We start from the raw sequence: 18097 nt of genomic DNA on the forward strand, positions 1-18097 counted from the left end.
AGGCACCCGCGGGAGGGCAGCGAAGCTGCCCCAGGTAATGCCTAAAAGCTCGCCTCAACCTCCGCCAACTTATCATCCAGCGCCTGCAATACCTCACACTCCAACCCATGGCGCTGGGCACTCTCAATTAACGGCCCCAATATCGCCCCGCGCTCGGTGGGGCGTTTGGCCTCCACATCCTGCAACATCGAAGCCTTATTGTTTGCCGTGTTCTCCACCACCTGCCACACCAACGCCAACCACGCACCTTCACCGTTGTCATCATTGGGCGGCGCAATGCCCTCGGCCAGCATAATCGCCGCGACTTCCTTTACCACCGCCGCCACACGGCCCGCATAAGCTTCACCGCGCAATTCACCATTACGCACACCATTTAATGCCACCAACGGATTAATCGCCGCGTTCACCGCCAACTTCTGCCATAAGCGCTGGCGAATATCACACACCTTTGTGGCGGCAAGCCGTGCCTGGGTTAATGTTTGGGCCAGTTCTTCCGCCAGCGCACCGTGGTGGTTATGCAAATCACCCACAAAGGTATGCCCACGCCCCGCATGCACCACGCCATCATCACCGGTTAGATAAGCGCCTTCAGTTGTTGTGGCGCACAACACCGGCCCTGGCCACGCCTGGGTAATACGTGGCTGCGCCAAAAAACCGTTTTGCCACAGCACCAGAGGAGTAGAAGGGGGAATACAGTCAGTAATGCCAGCCAGCGCCGACTCAGCCACCATCGCTTTAGTAGTGATATGTACAAAGGTGGGCGGTTCAGGCGTGTTTGATGCCAGTTGAGCTATCGTCAACGAATTTAATGACCGCACGCGCTGTTCGCCTTCCGGTGTGGCCAGTATCTGACTCACAGGCAGCGAACGGCGACCAAGCAGCGTGGTAGTCGCTATTGGAGACAGTGAATGGGCCAGCAGGCGGCCAATGGCGCCCGGGCCGAGTATCCAGTGGGTAGTCATATCAAGCATGTACTCAGCAGTGGCGTTGCCGCCAAGCTTACCGCGTTTGGTTTAGGGTCGCGAAGGTGAAAAAAGCCGAGCAAAGGGGACTAATGGCTAGTGACGGTGGTAAACAATGTCTGATAGGTTTGATGCTAAGTGAATTTGGTGGATGAAGTGGTCAATGTGTGACGGCGTATGATGCCCGATGTTGTCATGAGACATTATTTGATGGCTGATTTCGACCCAAAGCGGCCCTTCCGGCGAAAGCGGCATGCTGATTCAGCTGTCTTATGCAGCAGGCACGATAATCTATATTATGCTGCCTACTTATATTAATTTATTTTAGTTTGAATAGGATAGGCCGTGAATGATGGGCTGAATAACCTCAATGAACGCGCCGAAGGGTTCATTCAGGTTATTCAGAGGTGTGTGTATAATCACTGTTAAGCACTTCAGCCGGCATGGAAAAGGGATAATTAATGAGCTATGTGGCCCCTGAAATAACACTAGATTCTTTCCATTGTCCATTTTGTGGAACATATGCGCATATGAATTGGGCGTGGCTGGCGAATACTCGAAGCGGCCAAACCATTGACTACCTAGAAGCTGAATGTTCAAGGTGTAGAGATTCTAGCCTTTGGTTGTCGAGAGAAAAAAGCACTGTTAATGGCTACATTAAGCCAGCATCTGGCGAAATGATCTTTCCAGATTTCGGTTCGGCGCCGCTTCCAGAAAGTGATATGCCGGAAGATGTGATGAAGGACTATCAGGAAGCGGCCAGTATCTTTTCAAAGTCCCCCAGGGGTGCTGCCGCATTATTAAGGCTGGGACTGCAAAAACTATGCAAGCATCTGGGAGAAGACGGAAAGAATATTAACGAGGACATCAGGAATCTTGCGACTAAGAATACACTCCCGCCGCTAGTGGTTAAGGTCGCAGATACTGTGCGAATAACTGGTAATAACGCAGTTCATCCAGGCGAGATGTCGGATGAAGATTTTGATCATATTGCTTCAAAGATGTTTGATCTTTTGAATTTCATTGTCAAAAAAGGCATTTCGGAGCCTAAAGAGCTAAAAGCTCTTTACACAATGACTCCAGAGGGGCCTAGAAAAAGTGCGGAGGCCCGCGATGAAAAATCTAAGTCCGACAAAGCTTAACAAAGCATTGCAGCGGACAAGCCGCTGAATTCGGCTTTAGCTAAAGGAATTCTAGGTAATGACATCAAAACTAGAAGCGCTCTTTGAATCACTATCAATTAAAGTTCATGAGCAAACCGGACTCAATCTGTTTAAAGAAATCCCCCTGTCTGAAATTAGATCAATGTCATCAGATGTTGATAACGAAGATTCGCTAAGAGTCAGAATTACTGACGCATGCAATATATTCGACCGAATAAACAAAAAAAATATCGACCAGTATTTGAGTGTAAGCTCGAAGGGGTCGAAAACAACGTTTATTAATCTTATGAAACACATATGTAAAAACGACCATGTGTTGATTTCGCAAGAAATAGAAAAGCCCTTGGGTATGATTTTTCTTTTGCGGGGCTACTTAGTACATCGGAGAAACTCGAACATCAAGAAGGGATTAGACTATTTTCAATTGTCCTTGCCGCTTTCTGATTTCCAAGGAATTTGGAATAAGGTGATTGCCATCCTCTGTCAGCTGCTTGAATTGGCTGATAACGCAATTCAGCGTGCAAGGAATGATATTAAATTGAAACAGGATGAAATAGATACTGATTTACAAGAGGTTCTCGCGCGGCGTATGTTGAAAAAGTACCAATATATTCTTGATGGTAATAAATCAAAACCTATCATATTGCAATTGATCTCGTCAGGACATCTTTCTGATACGGAATTAGCCACACAGTTTAATCTTGATGTATTAAAGCTAAGAGAGCTTCTGCTTGATCTGGTTCCCCATATTATATCTATAAAGCACAGGGATATGGAGTCAACCGAGTTGAAAATAGATGACCATGTAGTCCCTATCCTAAAAAATCATTATTTTGGGATTGATTCCTGATGATTTCAAGAATAGTAGAAGTCTTAGATTCGGAAACGAGAATGTTCTTTCTGGTCACTATTTTTGAAGACATTGATTCTGAATACTGTAAGAAAATGAATATCAGTCCTGGATTTAAGGTCGTGAATAGAATTGCCGGTCGTTATGTGGACGGTTTCGCCGGGTATCGCTTTTGGCCAAATACGTACGATGAGGATATCGAGTCTCAGTCTCGAAAGATAGATGTAGATGGCACCGCAACTACCTTTGGGATGTTGTTAAGCGAAATCAACGATGTCAGATTGATCCCCGATACGGTTGATGTGGAAGCAGTACGCTACTATTGGATTAGAACTGATGCTTCCTTCTTTATTGGAAATGACCTGTTGGAAACAATTGAAGAGCATGGCGCAGAGAACTTGAGGAAATGCCTTTACAGATTCATGAAGCCCACCCATTTGTGTTTGATTGATATTTTGAATAATAAGGTTGTTTTTGATACTGGTTCAGCGCGGAAGCTCGAAGAGATTATTCCAAAGTACCTATGGGTGCCAGTAAAGGAGGCAACAGAAGATGAAATAAGCAATGTTGACCTGTGTCCATTCAAGTATCAGCTAATAAAGCCAGATAATAATAGCAATTAGCAACAACACTTTTGAGGTATACGCAAGCCTAACCAGAAAATGTAGCCGACCTCATTCTTCGGCGGCTGATTTTAACGTTAACTTTTATAGGTATATCGATGCTCGATTCGGAAGTGCAAGAACTGGCAGACAGGATTGCTAGTATGCTGCTTGCGTATGCGGCCCACGGATTAGCAACCTCATCGATGAGTGGAATGGGGGAAATTACCCTGAGGGATGGGTTGGTAGCGGCTGCTGCAGCCGCAGGGGCGAATCAGAGCCAATCTTGGATCATTGCACGGGAGATTCAGCCTCAAGGTTGGTTAGACTCAGCGGTAGACATATATATCAAGTCGAAAACCAGCCATGGGAATATCCGGGAGGTTGGGGGAGTAGAGCTAAAATGGTGGCGGCGTGACGACGCCGGTAATGCTTCTAATCGTCGGCGAGACCTCGTTAAAGATTTTATTAGGGCGGCATCGCTCTTTACGCAAGTGAATGATTTTGCAATCGTAGCATTATTATCGACGGACGTTTCTTGGTCGAAGACCACGAATACGCAGGGGTCGGATGCGCAAGTTATGTCGTTACTAAGCGGTAGTGGGTCGCAGCGCTGGAACATCAAGAACATGAGTTCATGTAAGGCTATCCAAGGCTCAGTGCGCTACTTGAAGGGGAAGGTGGAAATTCCTAATGCCTTCCACTCCAAATTAAGAAGTAAATACTCGTTGTCGTTTTCATCCGGGCACTTGGCGTTTGCACGAGTATGGACGGTGAAAAGAGTTCCGAATAGCAGGATTATCCCGGAAGACGAGTTGGATGCTCTGGGTAAAAGTTAACAAGTCAATTAAGTTCTTTCCCGGCCTAGCGGCTGTCCACCGGACACCCCTGTCGGGGGCGCCGCTTATTTCTGCGTTATGAGGTGTGAAATGGAAAACGAGTTCACAGAAGCCAGAATAAAGAAGATTCTCACTCAATATCAGCGGCAGTTGGTCGAGTTATACGACAACGAAAATGATCTGTCTGATTCAGGTCTGAGCGCCCAAGTGGAGCGGATAGTCAGAGAACTCCAACAGGAGCGGGATAGAGTGGATCAGAAAAGAAACCATATCCTCGAGGAAACCAACTATATTCCTGCTCTTGACGAAACGTTGAAATTTCTAAGTCAGGCGCTAGAAGTCGCCGGTACGACTGAGTTCGAGTCAAAGTTATATGATGCTGAGTTTTCACTTGGCTATCACCTTAACCATTGAAACTCATAATCAGACATTCAAGTTCGCTATAGCCCTGAAGGGCCTCCGCCGGTTCGAATTTACGTTGCACTCCAAGGCGGCCGCTTAACATTGGCGTTAAGTCGCTATAACAGTGGCTCCTAATAGGCCGCTCCTGGCCGGATAACGACGGCCCGAAATGGGCCGTCGTTTATCATTGTCAAACTTCTGTCTGTTCTGCCATTTCCAACGCGTCATCTACCTCAATCCCTAGATACCTGACGGTGCTTTCCAGCTTCGTGTGACCCAGGAGAAGTTGCACTGCCCTCAAATTTTTCGTGCGACGGTATATCAGCGAAGCTTTTGTACGTCGCATCGTGTGCGTGCCATAAATTGACGCATCTAGTCCTATTTCGGTAACCCAGGCTTTCACAATACGGGCATATTGGCGCGTTGAGAGATGCTTTGCGCTATTGATTCGGCTGGGAAACAGAAAGTCCTCGCTCCGGAGCTTAGAAATTTGTATCCAGTCGATAATAGCGATGCGAGTTTGCTCGGTAATTTCGAATTGGACAGGTCGATGTGTCTTTTGCTGCATCACAATGGCTCTTGGGGATATGCAGGCACCATGGGCTATATCCCGTATTCGTAAATTGACGAGGTCGCAGCCCCGTAATTTGCTATCGATGGCTAAATTGAAGAGGGCGAGGTCTCTCGTCTTTTTGGCAAGCTGTAGGCGGACACGGATGGCCCAGATATCTCTGAGACGCAGTGGTGCCTTCTGCCCAACCAACTTGCCTTTATTCCAAGGAGTAAAGGGGTTTTGAGTCGAAACGTTCATGGCAAGATCCTCCATCGGGTGGAGATCAAAGAATGGAACATTTTACCTAAGCTTGTGCTGTGATGGCCACTGAGAATGGTGGTCATCGATAACAAAGACGTGCCGATGTGAGCCTCGATAATGATGGTGGGAATGGCGATGAGGTTCCGGCCCCTCCCATCCCTCATGCTCGTGTTGATGGTGTTCATCGTGGTAGTGCAGATGGGTATGGGTTATGGCTGCGTGCTCGTGCTCAAGAGTTCTCAGGTCAGATTTATGCCAGATAAGGGCTGTGAGCGCCGTTGCTGCCAGAGCAATCGTTCCCAGCAAAGCGAACGTTCCCGTCAGCCCCAGGTTTACCCCCAGCCAACCTGCCAACGGATAAGTGACCAGCCAACAGCTGTGTGACAAGGAAAATTGGGCAGCAAACAGCGCTGGACGATCCTCCGGCTGACACGAGCGTTTGAGCAGGCGTCCGGAGGGGGTCATAACCAACGAGGCCCCCGCGCCCAACAGCAACCATAGCCCGGCAAGCCCCGCAAACGATGGGCCTAGCCAGCCCAGGTAGAGACTGAGTGCCATCATAACGCCACCCAACAGCATAACTGGGCGCTCGGGTATCCGATCCAGCGCCTTGGGCAGCAATAAGGCCACCAGCATGGAACCTCCACCTGCGGCGGCAAAGGCCAGGGCTACCTCTTTCTCGCCCAAACCCAACACCGAGCGCACAAGCACCACCGTGTTGACGATCTGCATGGCTCCGGCGGCTGAAACCGCCAAGTTCAACGCCAGTAGCCCGCGCAGCCGGGGTGTTTTAAGGTAAATCCGCATGCCGCGGGTAACACGACGCCAGACGCTAGGAGCTTCCTCTAGGGCAAGAGGCGCAGGCAGGGTTACCGATATAACCAGGGCGGCAGAGATTACGAATGCCAGAGCGTTGAGTACAAACAGGACATCAAAACCCATCACTATTAGCAGTGCCGCCGCCACCATCGGGCTAAGAAGGTTCTCTAAATCATAGGCGAGACGTGACAGGGATAATGCTCGTGTGTACTGCTCTTCGTCTTCGAGAATGTCAGGTATCGTCGCCTGGAAAACGGGCGTAAAGCCAGCTGAACAAGCATTGAGTAGAAAGATCAGCACATAGATCTGCCACACTTCGGTAACAAAAGGCAGTGCACAAACCACGGCTGCACGCAGCAAGTCCAGGCTAACCAACAAGGTGCGCCGAGGCAGGCGTGATGCATAAGCGCCGACCAGAGGGGCAATGCCCACGTAAGCGACCATCTTGATCGCCAGCGCCGTGCCTAGCACGACACCCGCCTGACCTTCAGCAAGATCGTGAGCCAGTAACGCCAGCGCAACCGTGGTCAGGCCAGTGCCGATCAGTGCAATGACCTGCGCCAGAAAGAGATGGCGGTAGATGCGGTGGGCGAGTACATCGAGCATAGAACTTCCTCAAATGAGGGGTGCCTAAAAGCGCCTACAGGTAGCGTGCAATCGTCTTGAACTCTTCAGCCCGCGCCTGTTGCGTTTGATTCTGAGTACCTAGTGCTTCGTCTAGGCAGTGGTCGATGTGATCCAGGACTAAGGTGCGTTTAGCTTGCTGAATGGCTTTTTCTACCGCATGGAGTTGTTGAGCGATGTCCAGGCAGTGGCGTCCATCCTCTACCATCTGGGTCACGCTCGAAAGGTGCCCCCGAGCGCGGTTCAGGCGCTTGATGATATCGGGATGTGACTGGTGAGTATGCATTGTCATTTTCTTTTCCCTTATTATATTCCTATCCCCCCAGGGGGGATGGTAATCTATCGCCGTTGTTCTGCCAACGCTATGGTTCAGGACAGACGGTCATCTACTTTTCTGATTTTCACTTTTATCCTGGTTGCTTTACATGCTCCATCGGCTTCGCCACCGCCTTGGCTATCTGATCCTGCTGCTGCTTTTCCTGCCTAGTCTGGTACTCACCAGCGTGGGCGAGGCGCGTGCGCATGGAGCTATGGTTGGCGTTGAGTCGTCTCCCCACGAGAATGTGCAGAAGGGCCATGGGCATACCCATGGCCACGAGCACGAAGACAGTCGCCACCTGCATAATGAGAGTGGCAGTCACTTTCATGAAAAAGCGGATCGGCCTGGGACAGGCATTACCGTCGAGCCGAACTTCCGCGACGCCCTGCGGCTAGGCGAACACAGCGGCCTACCGCTGCGTCGCGTCTACCGCTTGGAGCGTCCTCCACGGCCAGTCATCGCTGGATGATTGGGGCCGTCCCCCGGACGGCCAATTTTAATGACAGACCCGTGGAGGTTTTATGTTTCCATCCCAACTAGGGGGTGCGTTCGGCTTATCTGCTATGACCCGATGCCACGCATTGACCCTTTTCACACTGCTGGTGATGCTCCTGGGAGCCAGTGGTGAAGTCCTTGCCCACGCCGTTGCTGAAGGCGACAAAGGGTACATCCAAGAGATCTATGGCGTTCACCTGATCTCTTTCGTCTATCTCGGTGCTAAGCACATGGTGACGGGGTATGACCACATCCTGTTTTTGCTAGGGGTGATCTTTTTCCTCTACCGAATGCAGCATATCGCCATCTACGTCAGCCTCTTCGCCATCGGTCACTCTACGACCATGCTGCTAGGGGTGTACTTTAATATCGGCATCAATAGCTACCTCATCGATGCCATCATCGGTCTCTCCGTTGTCTACAAGGCACTCGATAACATCGGTGCTTATCAGCGCTGGTTCGGTTTTCAGCCCAATACCAAGGTGGCGACGTTGGTCTTCGGCCTGTTCCATGGCTTTGGACTGTCGAGCAAGATCATTGAGTACGATATCGCTTCTGATGGATTAGTCCCCAATCTCCTGGCGTTCAACGTTGGGGTAGAGATCGGCCAGCTACTGGCCCTGAGCGCCATCCTTATCGTGATGGGTTTCTGGCGACGCACCAATGGCTTCTTACGCCACGCCTACACCGCTAACGTCGCCATGATGTGCGCTGGCTTTATGCTGGTTGGTTATCAGATCACCGGCTATTTCATCGCCTAATTCAGGAGAGATCCAAATGTACAATACCGACCTTCCCACCCGTGCCGAGCTACCTTCGACGGGTAAATTACTTCGATCTACGTTGCTGGCTGCGGTAATAGCCATTGCTTTATTGGTTACTGTGGTGCTGCCCGCAGAGTATGCCATCGACCCCACCGGCGCGGGCCGTTTGTTGGGGCTGACCGAGATGGGTGAAATCAAGACCCAACTGGCCGAGGAAGCCGAGCTTGACCAGGCCAATGATCAAGCCAGTGCTCAGCAGGCGTCTCAACCCGCTGCATCTCAAGAGACCGCCAGTGATCGCCAGCCTGAGACGGCAAGCGATGCTGATGCTCAAACTTCCACTTCGGATGCAGAGATGGCTCCCCAAACAGCCAATTCAGCTTCAGCGAGTGATCCAGTTGCACCTTCGCCCACTGATTCTGAATGGGTGATGACCGATGCCAGCGTGGCTCTGGCAGAGGCATTGGCTACTGAGAAAGCCGTTTCCCAGACGGCGCAAGCGGAAGAAGCGTCCCCGTGGAGCGATGAGGTGAGCTTTACCCTGACGCCAGGGGAAGGCACGGAGTACAAACTCACCATGCAAGAAGGGGCGGTTGCTACATTTGCCTGGGCATCAGAAGGTGGCCCGGTCAACTTTGATACGCACGGTGATGGTAATGGTAACTCCATCAGTTACGAGAAAGGCCGTGGCGTGCCCGAGGATGAAGGTGAGCTAGAAGCCGCTTTCAATGGCAATCACGGTTGGTTTTTCCGTAACCGCAATGATAGCGATGTGACTATTGTCTTGCGTGTGGGTGGAGATTATGGAGAGTTAGTTAAGGCCCTTTAACGGATTAGCCTCTAGCGCTCTCTTGAGTGCTAGAGGTTTTCTTCGAACCAGTGTCATTAAAGTATTCGTAGCTGTATTGGTTTATTGATATACCACTTGATATAAAAAATTATCTTCAAGCGCATGAGATGATGCAATAGCTCAGTTAGCAAAACCATTTAGGCGTATATGCGAAATATCTTAAAGTCGGGTTCTGGACAATAGCGACACTCCAGTCAGGGCCTGCGTATGTCCCTGTCAAACTTCTGTCTTTTCTTCCATTTTAAAGCGTCATCCACTTCTATCCCAAAGTATCAAACAGTGCTTTCCAGCTAACGTATCATTCGTGGCTCAGACCATCGCGCCGGAATGCTAAGTGCTAGAGCGCAGTTTTGCATGGCCACCACGCCAGCAGGCGTAAACATACGCCTGCTGGCAACGGTTGAGCAGACTTGCCGGCCCTTGTGGGCCGGTTTTGTCGGGGAAGGTGCTTCTGATCAGGGAGCAATGCGGGTACTGGCATCGGTAAAGCCGATCAGCGAAATATCTATGTCCATGCGTTCACCGCGTGGACTAATCATGCTGAGGGTTGCTGTATTGCCACTGCGGAGTTGCTGCAACATCGAGGACTCAATGGGCACGTCAGCACGGCACCCTTGCTCCTGGCATACCTGATAGGGGAATTGGACTGGTTCAGCGTTATCCACACTGAATTGCAAGCCCGGGGCCAGACGTACCCCCAGCGGCACGAAGAAGCTCATCACCGGGTCATCGATCTGAGGCGGGTAGTCGAGAATTACCTGCATCAAGGGCTGGTCGCTGTCAGGTTGAGTGATCAATTGCGACATCGCACAAGGGCTCGGGCCCTCGGCACTACTCTGGCAACGGACTTCCCAGTCCTGGAACGACTCGGTAGTGACATCATTACCGGAGGCTGCCCCCGGTTGTTGTTGGCTGAAGGCATTGGGAGACAACGCCAAGAGCGATAATAGCCCCATCCTGCATAGGTTTTGAGACAGGTTTTGAGTAAGAGAGTGCGGCATTGGCGTAACCTTCTGTTGGTTCGTTGATGGTGGATAATATTACTTACCATGCCTGCTTGTTCGCTTGAGGTCGAGCCCTTGATTTACGAGAGCATGGCTGGGCGGTTTACCTTCCTCTCCACCTCGTTTTCCTGAGCGTTTTTTTATTTAAGGTAAATATAGACTTTATTTGTGAAACCATTCGCTATATAGGCGAGTTCCGGAGTGGCGATTAAGGCTTACACAGGGCGCTAGGCAGGCGTGTTGCCGCGTGTAGCGGTGCAACTGCTGCTGAGTCTCTCTAAGCTGAAAAACACCGTCAGATATCCTGCCGATATAAATCTGGCATTATACCCTGAGCAATATTTTGATATACCCAGGCTGTATTTATATGCCCGCTTACCTTTGCAGTTTTTATTGGCGTGGTTTGTGTAGTGGTCAATTAAAAGTGAAAGGCAAGAGTGTGAAGGGGCTGTTTGAAATTATGTAAGGTAACAAAGTTTCGTTCTATCAAAAGCAACGCCTAACACTACTGCATTTTGCTATTTAGTCTTAGCAGTGAGCGGTAGTGCTGAGTTAGGCTCGCTTAGTTACCTAGTACGTTGGTTTCGCTTTTCTTTGATGATTTAGCAGCTTTCTTTTCTTTGGCTGTTAAAAGGGGTTTCTTTTTAGTGTCTTTTTTACTGTCTTTTCCTTTGCTCATGCTATTTGCCTCTATTAATCCATTAGTTGACCCGTTAAGCTGTATGAAACCAGCTTCCGTGAGCTGATGTTAGCGCATAAAGTGTCGACGCGCATTGTATATAGTTAATACCCTGCTAAAACGTAAAAGCTGGCCTCACCCTGGCCTTATGAAATCTTCATGCAGTCGCAAGGTGACTGACAGACCGCACCTTGTTCCGCTTCAAGCTAATTCTTTGTTTCTATAGGGTTAAGCTTATTCGTTAGCTTTGACTAAAGTTATTTTTTGTCCGGTAATTGAACCGCGTAATATTCTACGCTGGCTTTTAAACGGCTATTTGCCTTACAGAACGCCCGAAAAGCGCTGATTTTGCAGCGCTGCCAGGGTGAGGTAGGTCACGGCAGACATCATTGAGTGGCTGCTGGGAAAGCTTGCGGTGTAGAGCATGGCTTCATGAGGGACGAGATCCGGGCGAGGGCTGTCAAAGCCCAGCTTCATCACGGTGCTGAGTAGTATGCCACCGGGCACCGCGATTGAGGCGAAGAGGGCTGCGCGATAGTGCCTGGCAAGCAACAGGTAGCCCAGTGGTGTGGGAGGGCGCTGGGGGCGACCCCGGCGCCTACCCGATGTCAACTCATACCGGGCAGTATTGTAAGATTATCCTCATCCCCAATGGGAAAATGCCACCGTTAAATGAATGAGGTCACCGCAGATTTCCGCGTGACGTGATTTTGGCCTCCCGCTCGACGGTATCACCACGCACCAGGTAGACCATGTCGAACAGGTTGGTGACGACGCAGGCATGGTTCGGAATTACACGTACTGTGTCGCCAATTAATGGTTTGTCCTCGCAGGCGGACAGGTCAACGACCGCGTGTTCCTCGGACAGAGCGATGATCACAGCATGCGGATACTCCACCAGATGTCCGTAGCCTTTGTACGGTGCTGGCACCGCATCGGCAGCCAGTGCCTTTGAGCCGGAATCGATTACTGCGCGATTTACGTTGGGGCGGCTGACCACCGTGGCCTTCACCGTTAACGCACAATCGTCTAGTGTCCCGACGCCGAAAGCGACTTGCATCCGGTCGGAATAGATGTAGGTGCCGGGTCGGTACTCGGTCGTGGCCGTTCCTTCGGCGGCGCGATACATATCGGGAGTGCCTCCGGAAGAGATCACCTTGGGCGGCAAGCCCGCCGACTCCAGCGCGGCCTTGGCTTTATGCAGCCACGTATCTGCTTTGGCGATGTTGCCCTTGGGTGGATACGTCATCAGCCCGCCGAAGGTCAGTCCTGGTGCATCGTTAATTTGCCGGGCGAGCTCGACCGCCTCTTCCGGAGTCTGCACTCCACAGCGCCCCGCGCCGGTATCGCATTCAACTAGGACATTCAGCGGTTCGGCTGCGTCGAACCGGGCGGCGTAACCCGCGACTGTATCGGTGCTATCGGCGGTAACTGATAAAGTCACGCGGGCATGTAAGTCGACCAGTCTGTCGAGCTTGGACGTGCCGATGATGTTGTAGGGCAAGAAAATATCGGTCAGCCCACCATCGGCCATTGCTGTGGCCTCTCCAATCTTTTGGCAAGTAATGCCGATCGCTCCTAGAGCTACCTGTTTCTGAGCCATTTCCGGAAGCTTGTGGGTTTTCACATGAGGCCGAAGAGGTAGGTCATGCGTATCGGCATAATCCTGTGCGCGTTTCAAGTTCGCTTCGACCCGGTCAAGATCGATTAGGACAGAGGGAGTGTCGATATCGTTGATATGCATCAGCTAATCTCATGAGAGTAATGGCATTGCTGAAGAGCAAGTTTGTGATCATTCACAATTCTACTCATCCTCTAAAGACTTCCTTAAGTTTTGGCTGTCAGGTTATCTCGCAACTGGGCCTTAAATTTAGGAGTCTGAAAATTGGGCAGATGCGACAAGCTCTTTCCAGCCTGAATGAGAGTTGCGCGATAAAGAGCATAGTTTTCCATCGCGTCTTGCTTGGGGGCGATGATGCAGACGGTGCTCTGGCAAATTCCTTCGGCATCTAGCACTGGTGCCGCAAAACAATGGGTGAAATTGTCAGCGATGCTGTCAAAAGAGAAAAATTGCTCGTTCCAGGCCGTCTGCACGCTTTCGACAAACTCTTGAGGATCAATATGGCCCCCGTGGGGACTTATAAAGTCCTCAGGTGGAATCAGCGCCAAGATCTCCTCCGCCGAAAGGTTGCCGAGAAGCAAACGGCCCGACGCAGTCCAGGGGATGGGCGTCCGTTCACCGACATCAGCACTGATCCTGAACGGTCGGTTACCCTCGTTCATCATCGCTACGAAGTACTTATCTCGCTCGAGCATACATAACTGTGATGTCTCCCGCGTCTGATCTGTGATCCATTCCAGTACTGGTCGGGCAAGACCCATTATGTCGAAGTGCTTCAAATAGTTTAGCCCCCAGTAGTGCAGCTTGCGTCCGAGGAAAACCCGTCCTTCAGAGTCAGTTCGTTCCAGTAAACCTGCTGCCGTCAGCAGGCCGACCAGTTCGTATATTGAGGACTTTGGTGCCCCCATGCCGGTTGCAATATCGATGGGTCGCTGTGGCTCGCTGGTTATGCAAAGGTAGTCGAGGATCAAGAAGGCGCGCTCCAGCCCGCGTTCCTTCGTTCTGGTGGGAGAGGCAGATTTCACATTGCTCATTCAGGTACCGGCCATTTCTTCGTTGGGTGTGCCCTCTGCAGGGCATTTTGGTCAGGTCGTCTTGCGAAAGGCAATGCAGTCAACTTCGACCTTGCAGTCGACGACCATTGCGGATTGAACACAGGCTCGGGCCGGGGGGTGGTCGCCGAAGTACTGGGCAAAGATCTTGTTAAAGCTCCAGAAATCGCGTGGGTCGTCGAGCCAGACACCTACTCGCATGATGTCAGCAACGCTATAGCCAGCTGCTTCCACTATCGAAATCATGTTGCTGATCGCCTGATGGGCCTGTGGAACAATTCCACCGTCAATCACCTCACCCTCTACCATCGGCGTCTGGCCAGAAACATAGAGCCAGCCGTCGGCCTCTGTCGCTTTAGCAAACGGCAGCGCCTGACGCCCGGAGCCCTTGGATTCGTTTACACCGTATCTTTTAATACTCATGTTTTACCCTTATTCAAAACTTTGAACTTTTGAGGAATGCCGCTAGACGCTCTGACTTCGGATTGTGGAAGAGTTGTTCGGGCGGACCTTGCTCGCCAATGCGTCCATCCTGCATGAAGACGACTGTGTCCGACACGTCGTGAGCGAACTGCATCTCGTGAGTAACCAAGAGCATCGTCATGCCATCGGAGGCGAGATCCTTGACGACTGCCAGTACCTCGCTGACTAATTCCGGGTCAAGCGCGGAGGTCACCTCGTCAAAGAGCATGAGCACAGGGTTCATGGCGATCGCGCGGGCGATGGCGACGCGCTGCTGTTGGCCACCGGAAAGTTGGCCCGGGTAATGATCCTTCCAATTCTTCATGCCCACACGGTCCAGCCAACCCTCGGCGGCAGCGTAGGCCTCGTCCTTCGGGGTCTTGCGAGTTTTGATCAGACCCAGCATGACATTATGTATCGCGCTCATGTGCGGGAAAAGGTTGAAATGCTGGAAAGCCATACCGGTCATGGCGCGCTGGCGGGCGATTTCCCTTTCTTTAAGCCGGATGCGCCTACCTTTGTGCTGCTTGTAACCGATCTGTTCCCCCTCAACAGCGACGACGCCATCCTCGTAGTCTTCCAGCAGGTTAACGCAGCGGAGCAGGGTTGTCTTTCCTGATCCGCTCGAGCCGATCAGACTCACGACATTACCACTTTGCATGGTTAGGTCGATGCCCTTGAGCACTTCGACCTCGCCGAACTTTTTATGCAGATTTGTGATTTCTAGAACGGGAATAGTCAATGTGAACCTCAGTTGGGCAGCGAGACTTTGCGCTCGACGAAGCGTCCGGCTTTTTCAATCGCAAAGTTGATAAGGAAGAAGACAAGTCCGGCAAAGAAATAGAGTTCGAGACTAAGATATGTGCGGGAGATCACCTGCTGCGTCGCCAGCAATAACTCGACCACGCCGATGACCGAGAGCAGCGTCGAAGCTTTCACAATTTCAGTGGCAGTGGTCACCCAGGTAGGCAGGATCATTCGAAGTGCCTGTGGAAGGAGCACTGAGAAGAACGTTCCAAAAAATGTCAGTCCCACAGATTTCGCTGCCTCAGTCTGACCCTTGGGGATGGTCTTCAGGGCGCCTTGCACGATTTCTCCGACATGCGATGAGCAGAATAGTGTGAGCGCGAAGACACCTGCTTGAAAGGCTGAAAGCTGAATTCCTACGATCGATAGAATATAGAAACAGGCAAGAATCAGTACGAAGACCGGCGTGCCACGCAGGAAATCGGAATATAGGCGTACGACGAACCGTAAGACTCTGTTTCCATATGAGAGAATCAGTCCGACGCCGACGCCGAGGGGCGTGCCCAGCAGGATCGACACAGCTGAAATTAGGATTGTATTGCCAAAGCCATCTAGAAGCGGCCAACGCGCCGACCAGATGGCATCAAGGGCTTGCATTATATCCATTCGGACACCTATTTCGGGATCGCCAGACGGTTTTCGGTACGCCGCAGAATTGCGGCAATGATTGAGCAGGCGATAACATACATAAGGCTTGCGACCAGCCAAGTCTCGATGACACGGAAAGTCTCCACGTTGATCTTGCGGGCGTAGAAAGTAAGCTCAGGAACGGCAATGACCGCAGCGAGCGAGGTATCCTTGAACAGAGAAATGAAGTTATTGCCGAGCGCAGGCAGAACGCGACGGAACATGACCGGAATTGTGATTAAAATCTTGGTTCGGAACTCGGTCAATCCGACTGTCAGCCCGGCCTCTCGAAGCCCTGGGGGCAACGAGACGAGGCCAGAACGAAAGACCTCGGTTAAGTAAGCACCTGAGTAGACCGAAAGCGTGACGATGAAGCTTTCAATTTTGCCAAGGTTAATACCGAACTCAGGCAGGGCGAAGAAGGTAAAGAGGATTAACACTAGGATCGGCGTGTTTCGAAATACCGAGACATAGACTGTTGCAGCCCACCGGATGAGCCTTTTTTTCGATAGCATCGCAAAGGCTAAACACAGCCCGATCAGACAACCGATCGCGATGGATATCACGGCTAATACCAACCCCAGCCCCAAGCCGGAGAGCAAGATGTCAAAGTCTCGCCACACCGCTGCAAAATTGAAATCGTAGTCCATAAATCGCCCCAGGATGTCTTGTGTTATTTATACTCGATCGGAAAACCGATCTGGGGCGGGTCGAGCTGCACGCCGAACCACTCTTCAAAGGAAGCCGCGTAGGTGTTGAATTCAACACCTGTCATAGCTTCGTGCAGAACCGAATTCACGAAGTTCAGCCAGCGTTGCTCGCCGGGCTTGACAGCGCAGCTATAGCTTTGGGGATTCCAGCCGTATCCAGCGTCGGAAAAGCGATCCGGATTCTGTGTCATGTACCATCTCAATGACGACTGGTCAGTTGCTGCTGCATCAGCGCGGCCCGAATTCAGCGCTTGGTACATCAGATCGACGCTATCGTACTGGTCGACCGTAGCCTCGGGCAGGGCGGCATGCACCATTTCCTCAGCATAAACGTTCTGCAGTACCGATACTGTGATGTCACTACCACCCGCCTTAAGCGCGTCGTAATCGGCGTATTCGCCGTCTGCCATCAGCATCAGGCCCACGCCTTCACGATAATAGGGGATCGTGAACTCAACTTGCTGTGCGCGGCCGGCTGTCACTGTCATGAATTGGCAGGCCACATCAACCTTGTCGGTCGCGAGGTTTGGGATTCGCGCATCGCCAGATTGGTTGACGAATTCGATCGCCTCGGAATCATCGAACAAGCCTTTGGCGATCAGCCGAAGCATGTCGACGTCGAATCCCACGAGATCATTATTGGCATCCATGAAGTGCCAGGGTGAATTGGTGCTTCCGGTTCCCGCAATTAGATATCCGCGGTCGAGAACATCCTGAAGTTTATCGGCCTGAGCTGCGCTGGCAAATACGCAACAGGCGAACGCAGCGGTACCGAGTTGGGTTAGGGGTTTGAACATGATTATGAGTCTCCTTGTTGGAATATTTCGTTATATTAGATTTTGATATATTCCGGTATATTGGAAGGCAGATTATAATTACAGATTCAAGTTAGTATTGGTTGTCTGAGCTTGTCAACTGTTTTTTTTGATGTGCGCGTACTGAATTGCTCCGACTGTCAAGTCCGAAAGCATATGGTTTTAAGCAACTATCTAAGCCTCTCTCGCAGCTGAAAAGCGCCGCCCTGACATTGCTGTCTCAGCGTTCGGCATGGACGTCGGGGCGCACTTGGCTAAGACTATTGAGCTCCTGCTGCGCCGGGTTAGCTAGTCTACTTCTAGTGTCTGTTCGACAATGTTTAGCGTATATGCGTCGCAGAGAATTAACCTTAGTATGACTGCCAGTTTTCAGAATTCTGTAGAGAATACGAAGGTTTTTTTAAACTTTGGATCACTAAACGCCCGCTCTTGGCCGATTAAAGAGTGTTAACTTATATTGGTAGAGTTGCTAGCGCGGGTGGTGGTCCAATTAATGATCGTCAATCCTAGTAATGATTAATATCATTCTGCGAGGTTGAGATGGGGAATGGTTTAATTTTTTTATTATTGTTTTTACATCATTGCAGGTAGTAGTGTTGTAGCTGTATTGGTAACAATTTATTTTAAAAGATAAGCGATAAGCGATAAGCGATAAGTGATTTATTTATTTGAAGTTTATAGGTAATTGTTACAGCTAGGGTCAAGTGAATTATATGCTTATCCTAGGTGCTTCTGAAGTTGGGGAGAAGGAGGATTATATTTTTAAGAACGGCGATTGGTTTGATTTTATTGCCATGTTAGAAAAAATGACTCGATT

General features: G+C 50.7%; 21 protein-coding genes. 8 read left to right on the plus strand and 13 right to left on the minus strand.

From position 1 onward, the window contains the following. Positions 1–41: 41 nt before the first annotated feature. Positions 42–962, minus strand: coding sequence for a ketopantoate reductase family protein (locus ACW17M_RS04430; protein ID WP_342584752.1), 921 nt, complete (start codon positions 960–962; stop codon positions 42–44). A gap of 461 nt (positions 963–1423) precedes the next feature. Here ACW17M_RS04430 and ACW17M_RS04435 point away from each other — a divergent pair, with 461 nt between their 5' ends. From ACW17M_RS04435 to ACW17M_RS04455, 5 genes are all read left to right on the plus strand, one after another. After that, positions 1424–2104, plus strand: coding sequence for a DUF4145 domain-containing protein (locus ACW17M_RS04435; RefSeq protein WP_342584712.1), 681 nt, complete (start codon positions 1424–1426; stop codon positions 2102–2104). Positions 2105–2162: 58 nt separating this feature from the next. After that, positions 2163–2975, plus strand: coding sequence for a hypothetical protein (locus tag ACW17M_RS04440; protein WP_342584713.1), 813 nt, complete (start codon positions 2163–2165; stop codon positions 2973–2975). A gap of 41 nt (positions 2976–3016) precedes the next feature. Next, a complete protein-coding gene (locus ACW17M_RS04445; protein WP_342584714.1) occupies positions 3017–3598 on the plus strand; it encodes a hypothetical protein in 582 nt (193 codons plus the stop codon). A 98-nt stretch (positions 3599–3696) separates the two neighbouring features. Further along, positions 3697–4416 (plus strand): hypothetical protein, encoded by a 720-nt coding sequence (locus ACW17M_RS04450; RefSeq protein ID WP_342584715.1) that lies wholly within the window; start codon positions 3697–3699, stop codon positions 4414–4416. A 90-nt stretch (positions 4417–4506) separates the two neighbouring features. Then, positions 4507–4830: a hypothetical protein gene (locus ACW17M_RS04455; protein ID WP_457546986.1), complete on the plus strand. Its 324-nt coding sequence runs from the start codon at positions 4507–4509 to the stop codon at positions 4828–4830. A gap of 178 nt (positions 4831–5008) precedes the next feature. Here the strand turns inward: ACW17M_RS04455 and ACW17M_RS04460 are convergent, their stop codons facing one another. From ACW17M_RS04460 to ACW17M_RS04470, 3 genes are read right to left on the minus strand one after another with little or no spacing between them, the layout of a single operon-like run. After that, a complete protein-coding gene (locus ACW17M_RS04460; RefSeq protein WP_027959170.1) occupies positions 5009–5629 on the minus strand; it encodes a tyrosine-type recombinase/integrase in 621 nt (206 codons plus the stop codon). Between the two features lie 42 nt (positions 5630–5671). Beyond that, positions 5672–7057 (minus strand): MFS transporter, encoded by a 1386-nt coding sequence (locus tag ACW17M_RS04465; RefSeq protein ID WP_027959171.1) that lies wholly within the window; start codon positions 7055–7057, stop codon positions 5672–5674. 34 nt (positions 7058–7091) lie between these two features. After that, complete coding sequence (locus ACW17M_RS04470) at positions 7092–7367, minus strand: metal-sensing transcriptional repressor (RefSeq protein ID WP_027959172.1); 276 nt, start codon at positions 7365–7367, stop codon at positions 7092–7094. Positions 7368–7500: 133 nt separating this feature from the next. Here ACW17M_RS04470 and ACW17M_RS04475 point away from each other — a divergent pair, with 133 nt between their 5' ends. From ACW17M_RS04475 to ACW17M_RS04485, 3 genes are read left to right on the plus strand one after another with little or no spacing between them, the layout of a single operon-like run. After that, entirely contained in the window at positions 7501–7863 is a 363-nt protein-coding gene (locus tag ACW17M_RS04475) for a hypothetical protein (protein WP_155705805.1), read from the plus strand. Positions 7864–7915: 52 nt separating this feature from the next. After that, on the plus strand, positions 7916–8650 hold the full coding sequence (locus ACW17M_RS04480) for a HupE/UreJ family protein (protein WP_196517942.1): 735 nt from the start codon (positions 7916–7918) through the stop codon (positions 8648–8650). A gap of 16 nt (positions 8651–8666) precedes the next feature. Further along, complete coding sequence (locus ACW17M_RS04485; protein ID WP_027959175.1) at positions 8667–9482, plus strand: RodZ family helix-turn-helix domain-containing protein; 816 nt, start codon at positions 8667–8669, stop codon at positions 9480–9482. A gap of 476 nt (positions 9483–9958) precedes the next feature. On the opposite strand, the gene ACW17M_RS04490 is transcribed toward ACW17M_RS04485, so the two are convergent. From ACW17M_RS04490 to ACW17M_RS04530, 9 genes are all read right to left on the minus strand, one after another. Beyond that, positions 9959–10504 carry an invasion associated locus B family protein gene (locus ACW17M_RS04490; protein ID WP_035537441.1) on the minus strand — a complete coding sequence of 182 codons (546 nt, stop codon included), beginning with the start codon at positions 10502–10504 and terminating at the stop codon, positions 9959–9961. Between the two features lie 1003 nt (positions 10505–11507). Then, positions 11508–11798 (minus strand): phosphatase PAP2 family protein, encoded by a 291-nt coding sequence (locus tag ACW17M_RS04495; RefSeq protein WP_027965450.1) that lies wholly within the window; start codon positions 11796–11798, stop codon positions 11508–11510. A gap of 70 nt (positions 11799–11868) precedes the next feature. Continuing rightward, the gene (locus ACW17M_RS04500; protein ID WP_027959178.1) at positions 11869–12930 is read right to left on the minus strand and encodes a D-TA family PLP-dependent enzyme; all 1062 of its coding nucleotides are present in this window, start codon (positions 12928–12930) and stop codon (positions 11869–11871) included. Between the two features lie 83 nt (positions 12931–13013). Next, entirely contained in the window at positions 13014–13841 is an 828-nt protein-coding gene (locus tag ACW17M_RS04505) for an IclR family transcriptional regulator (protein WP_081742530.1), read from the minus strand. Between the two features lie 51 nt (positions 13842–13892). Continuing rightward, positions 13893–14282 (minus strand): RidA family protein, encoded by a 390-nt coding sequence (locus ACW17M_RS04510; RefSeq protein ID WP_101148361.1) that lies wholly within the window; start codon positions 14280–14282, stop codon positions 13893–13895. 13 nt (positions 14283–14295) lie between these two features. Beyond that, the gene (locus ACW17M_RS04515; RefSeq protein WP_269318346.1) at positions 14296–15063 is read right to left on the minus strand and encodes an amino acid ABC transporter ATP-binding protein; all 768 of its coding nucleotides are present in this window, start codon (positions 15061–15063) and stop codon (positions 14296–14298) included. Positions 15064–15071: 8 nt separating this feature from the next. Further along, a complete protein-coding gene (locus ACW17M_RS04520; protein ID WP_027959181.1) occupies positions 15072–15734 on the minus strand; it encodes an amino acid ABC transporter permease in 663 nt (220 codons plus the stop codon). Positions 15735–15742: 8 nt separating this feature from the next. Next, complete coding sequence (locus ACW17M_RS04525) at positions 15743–16405, minus strand: amino acid ABC transporter permease (protein WP_027959182.1); 663 nt, start codon at positions 16403–16405, stop codon at positions 15743–15745. Between the two features lie 23 nt (positions 16406–16428). Next, positions 16429–17262, minus strand: coding sequence for a transporter substrate-binding domain-containing protein (locus tag ACW17M_RS04530; RefSeq protein WP_035537439.1), 834 nt, complete (start codon positions 17260–17262; stop codon positions 16429–16431). Positions 17263–18097 lie beyond the last annotated feature (835 nt).

Source organism: Vreelandella sp. 2A-K22, assembly GCF_054065485.1.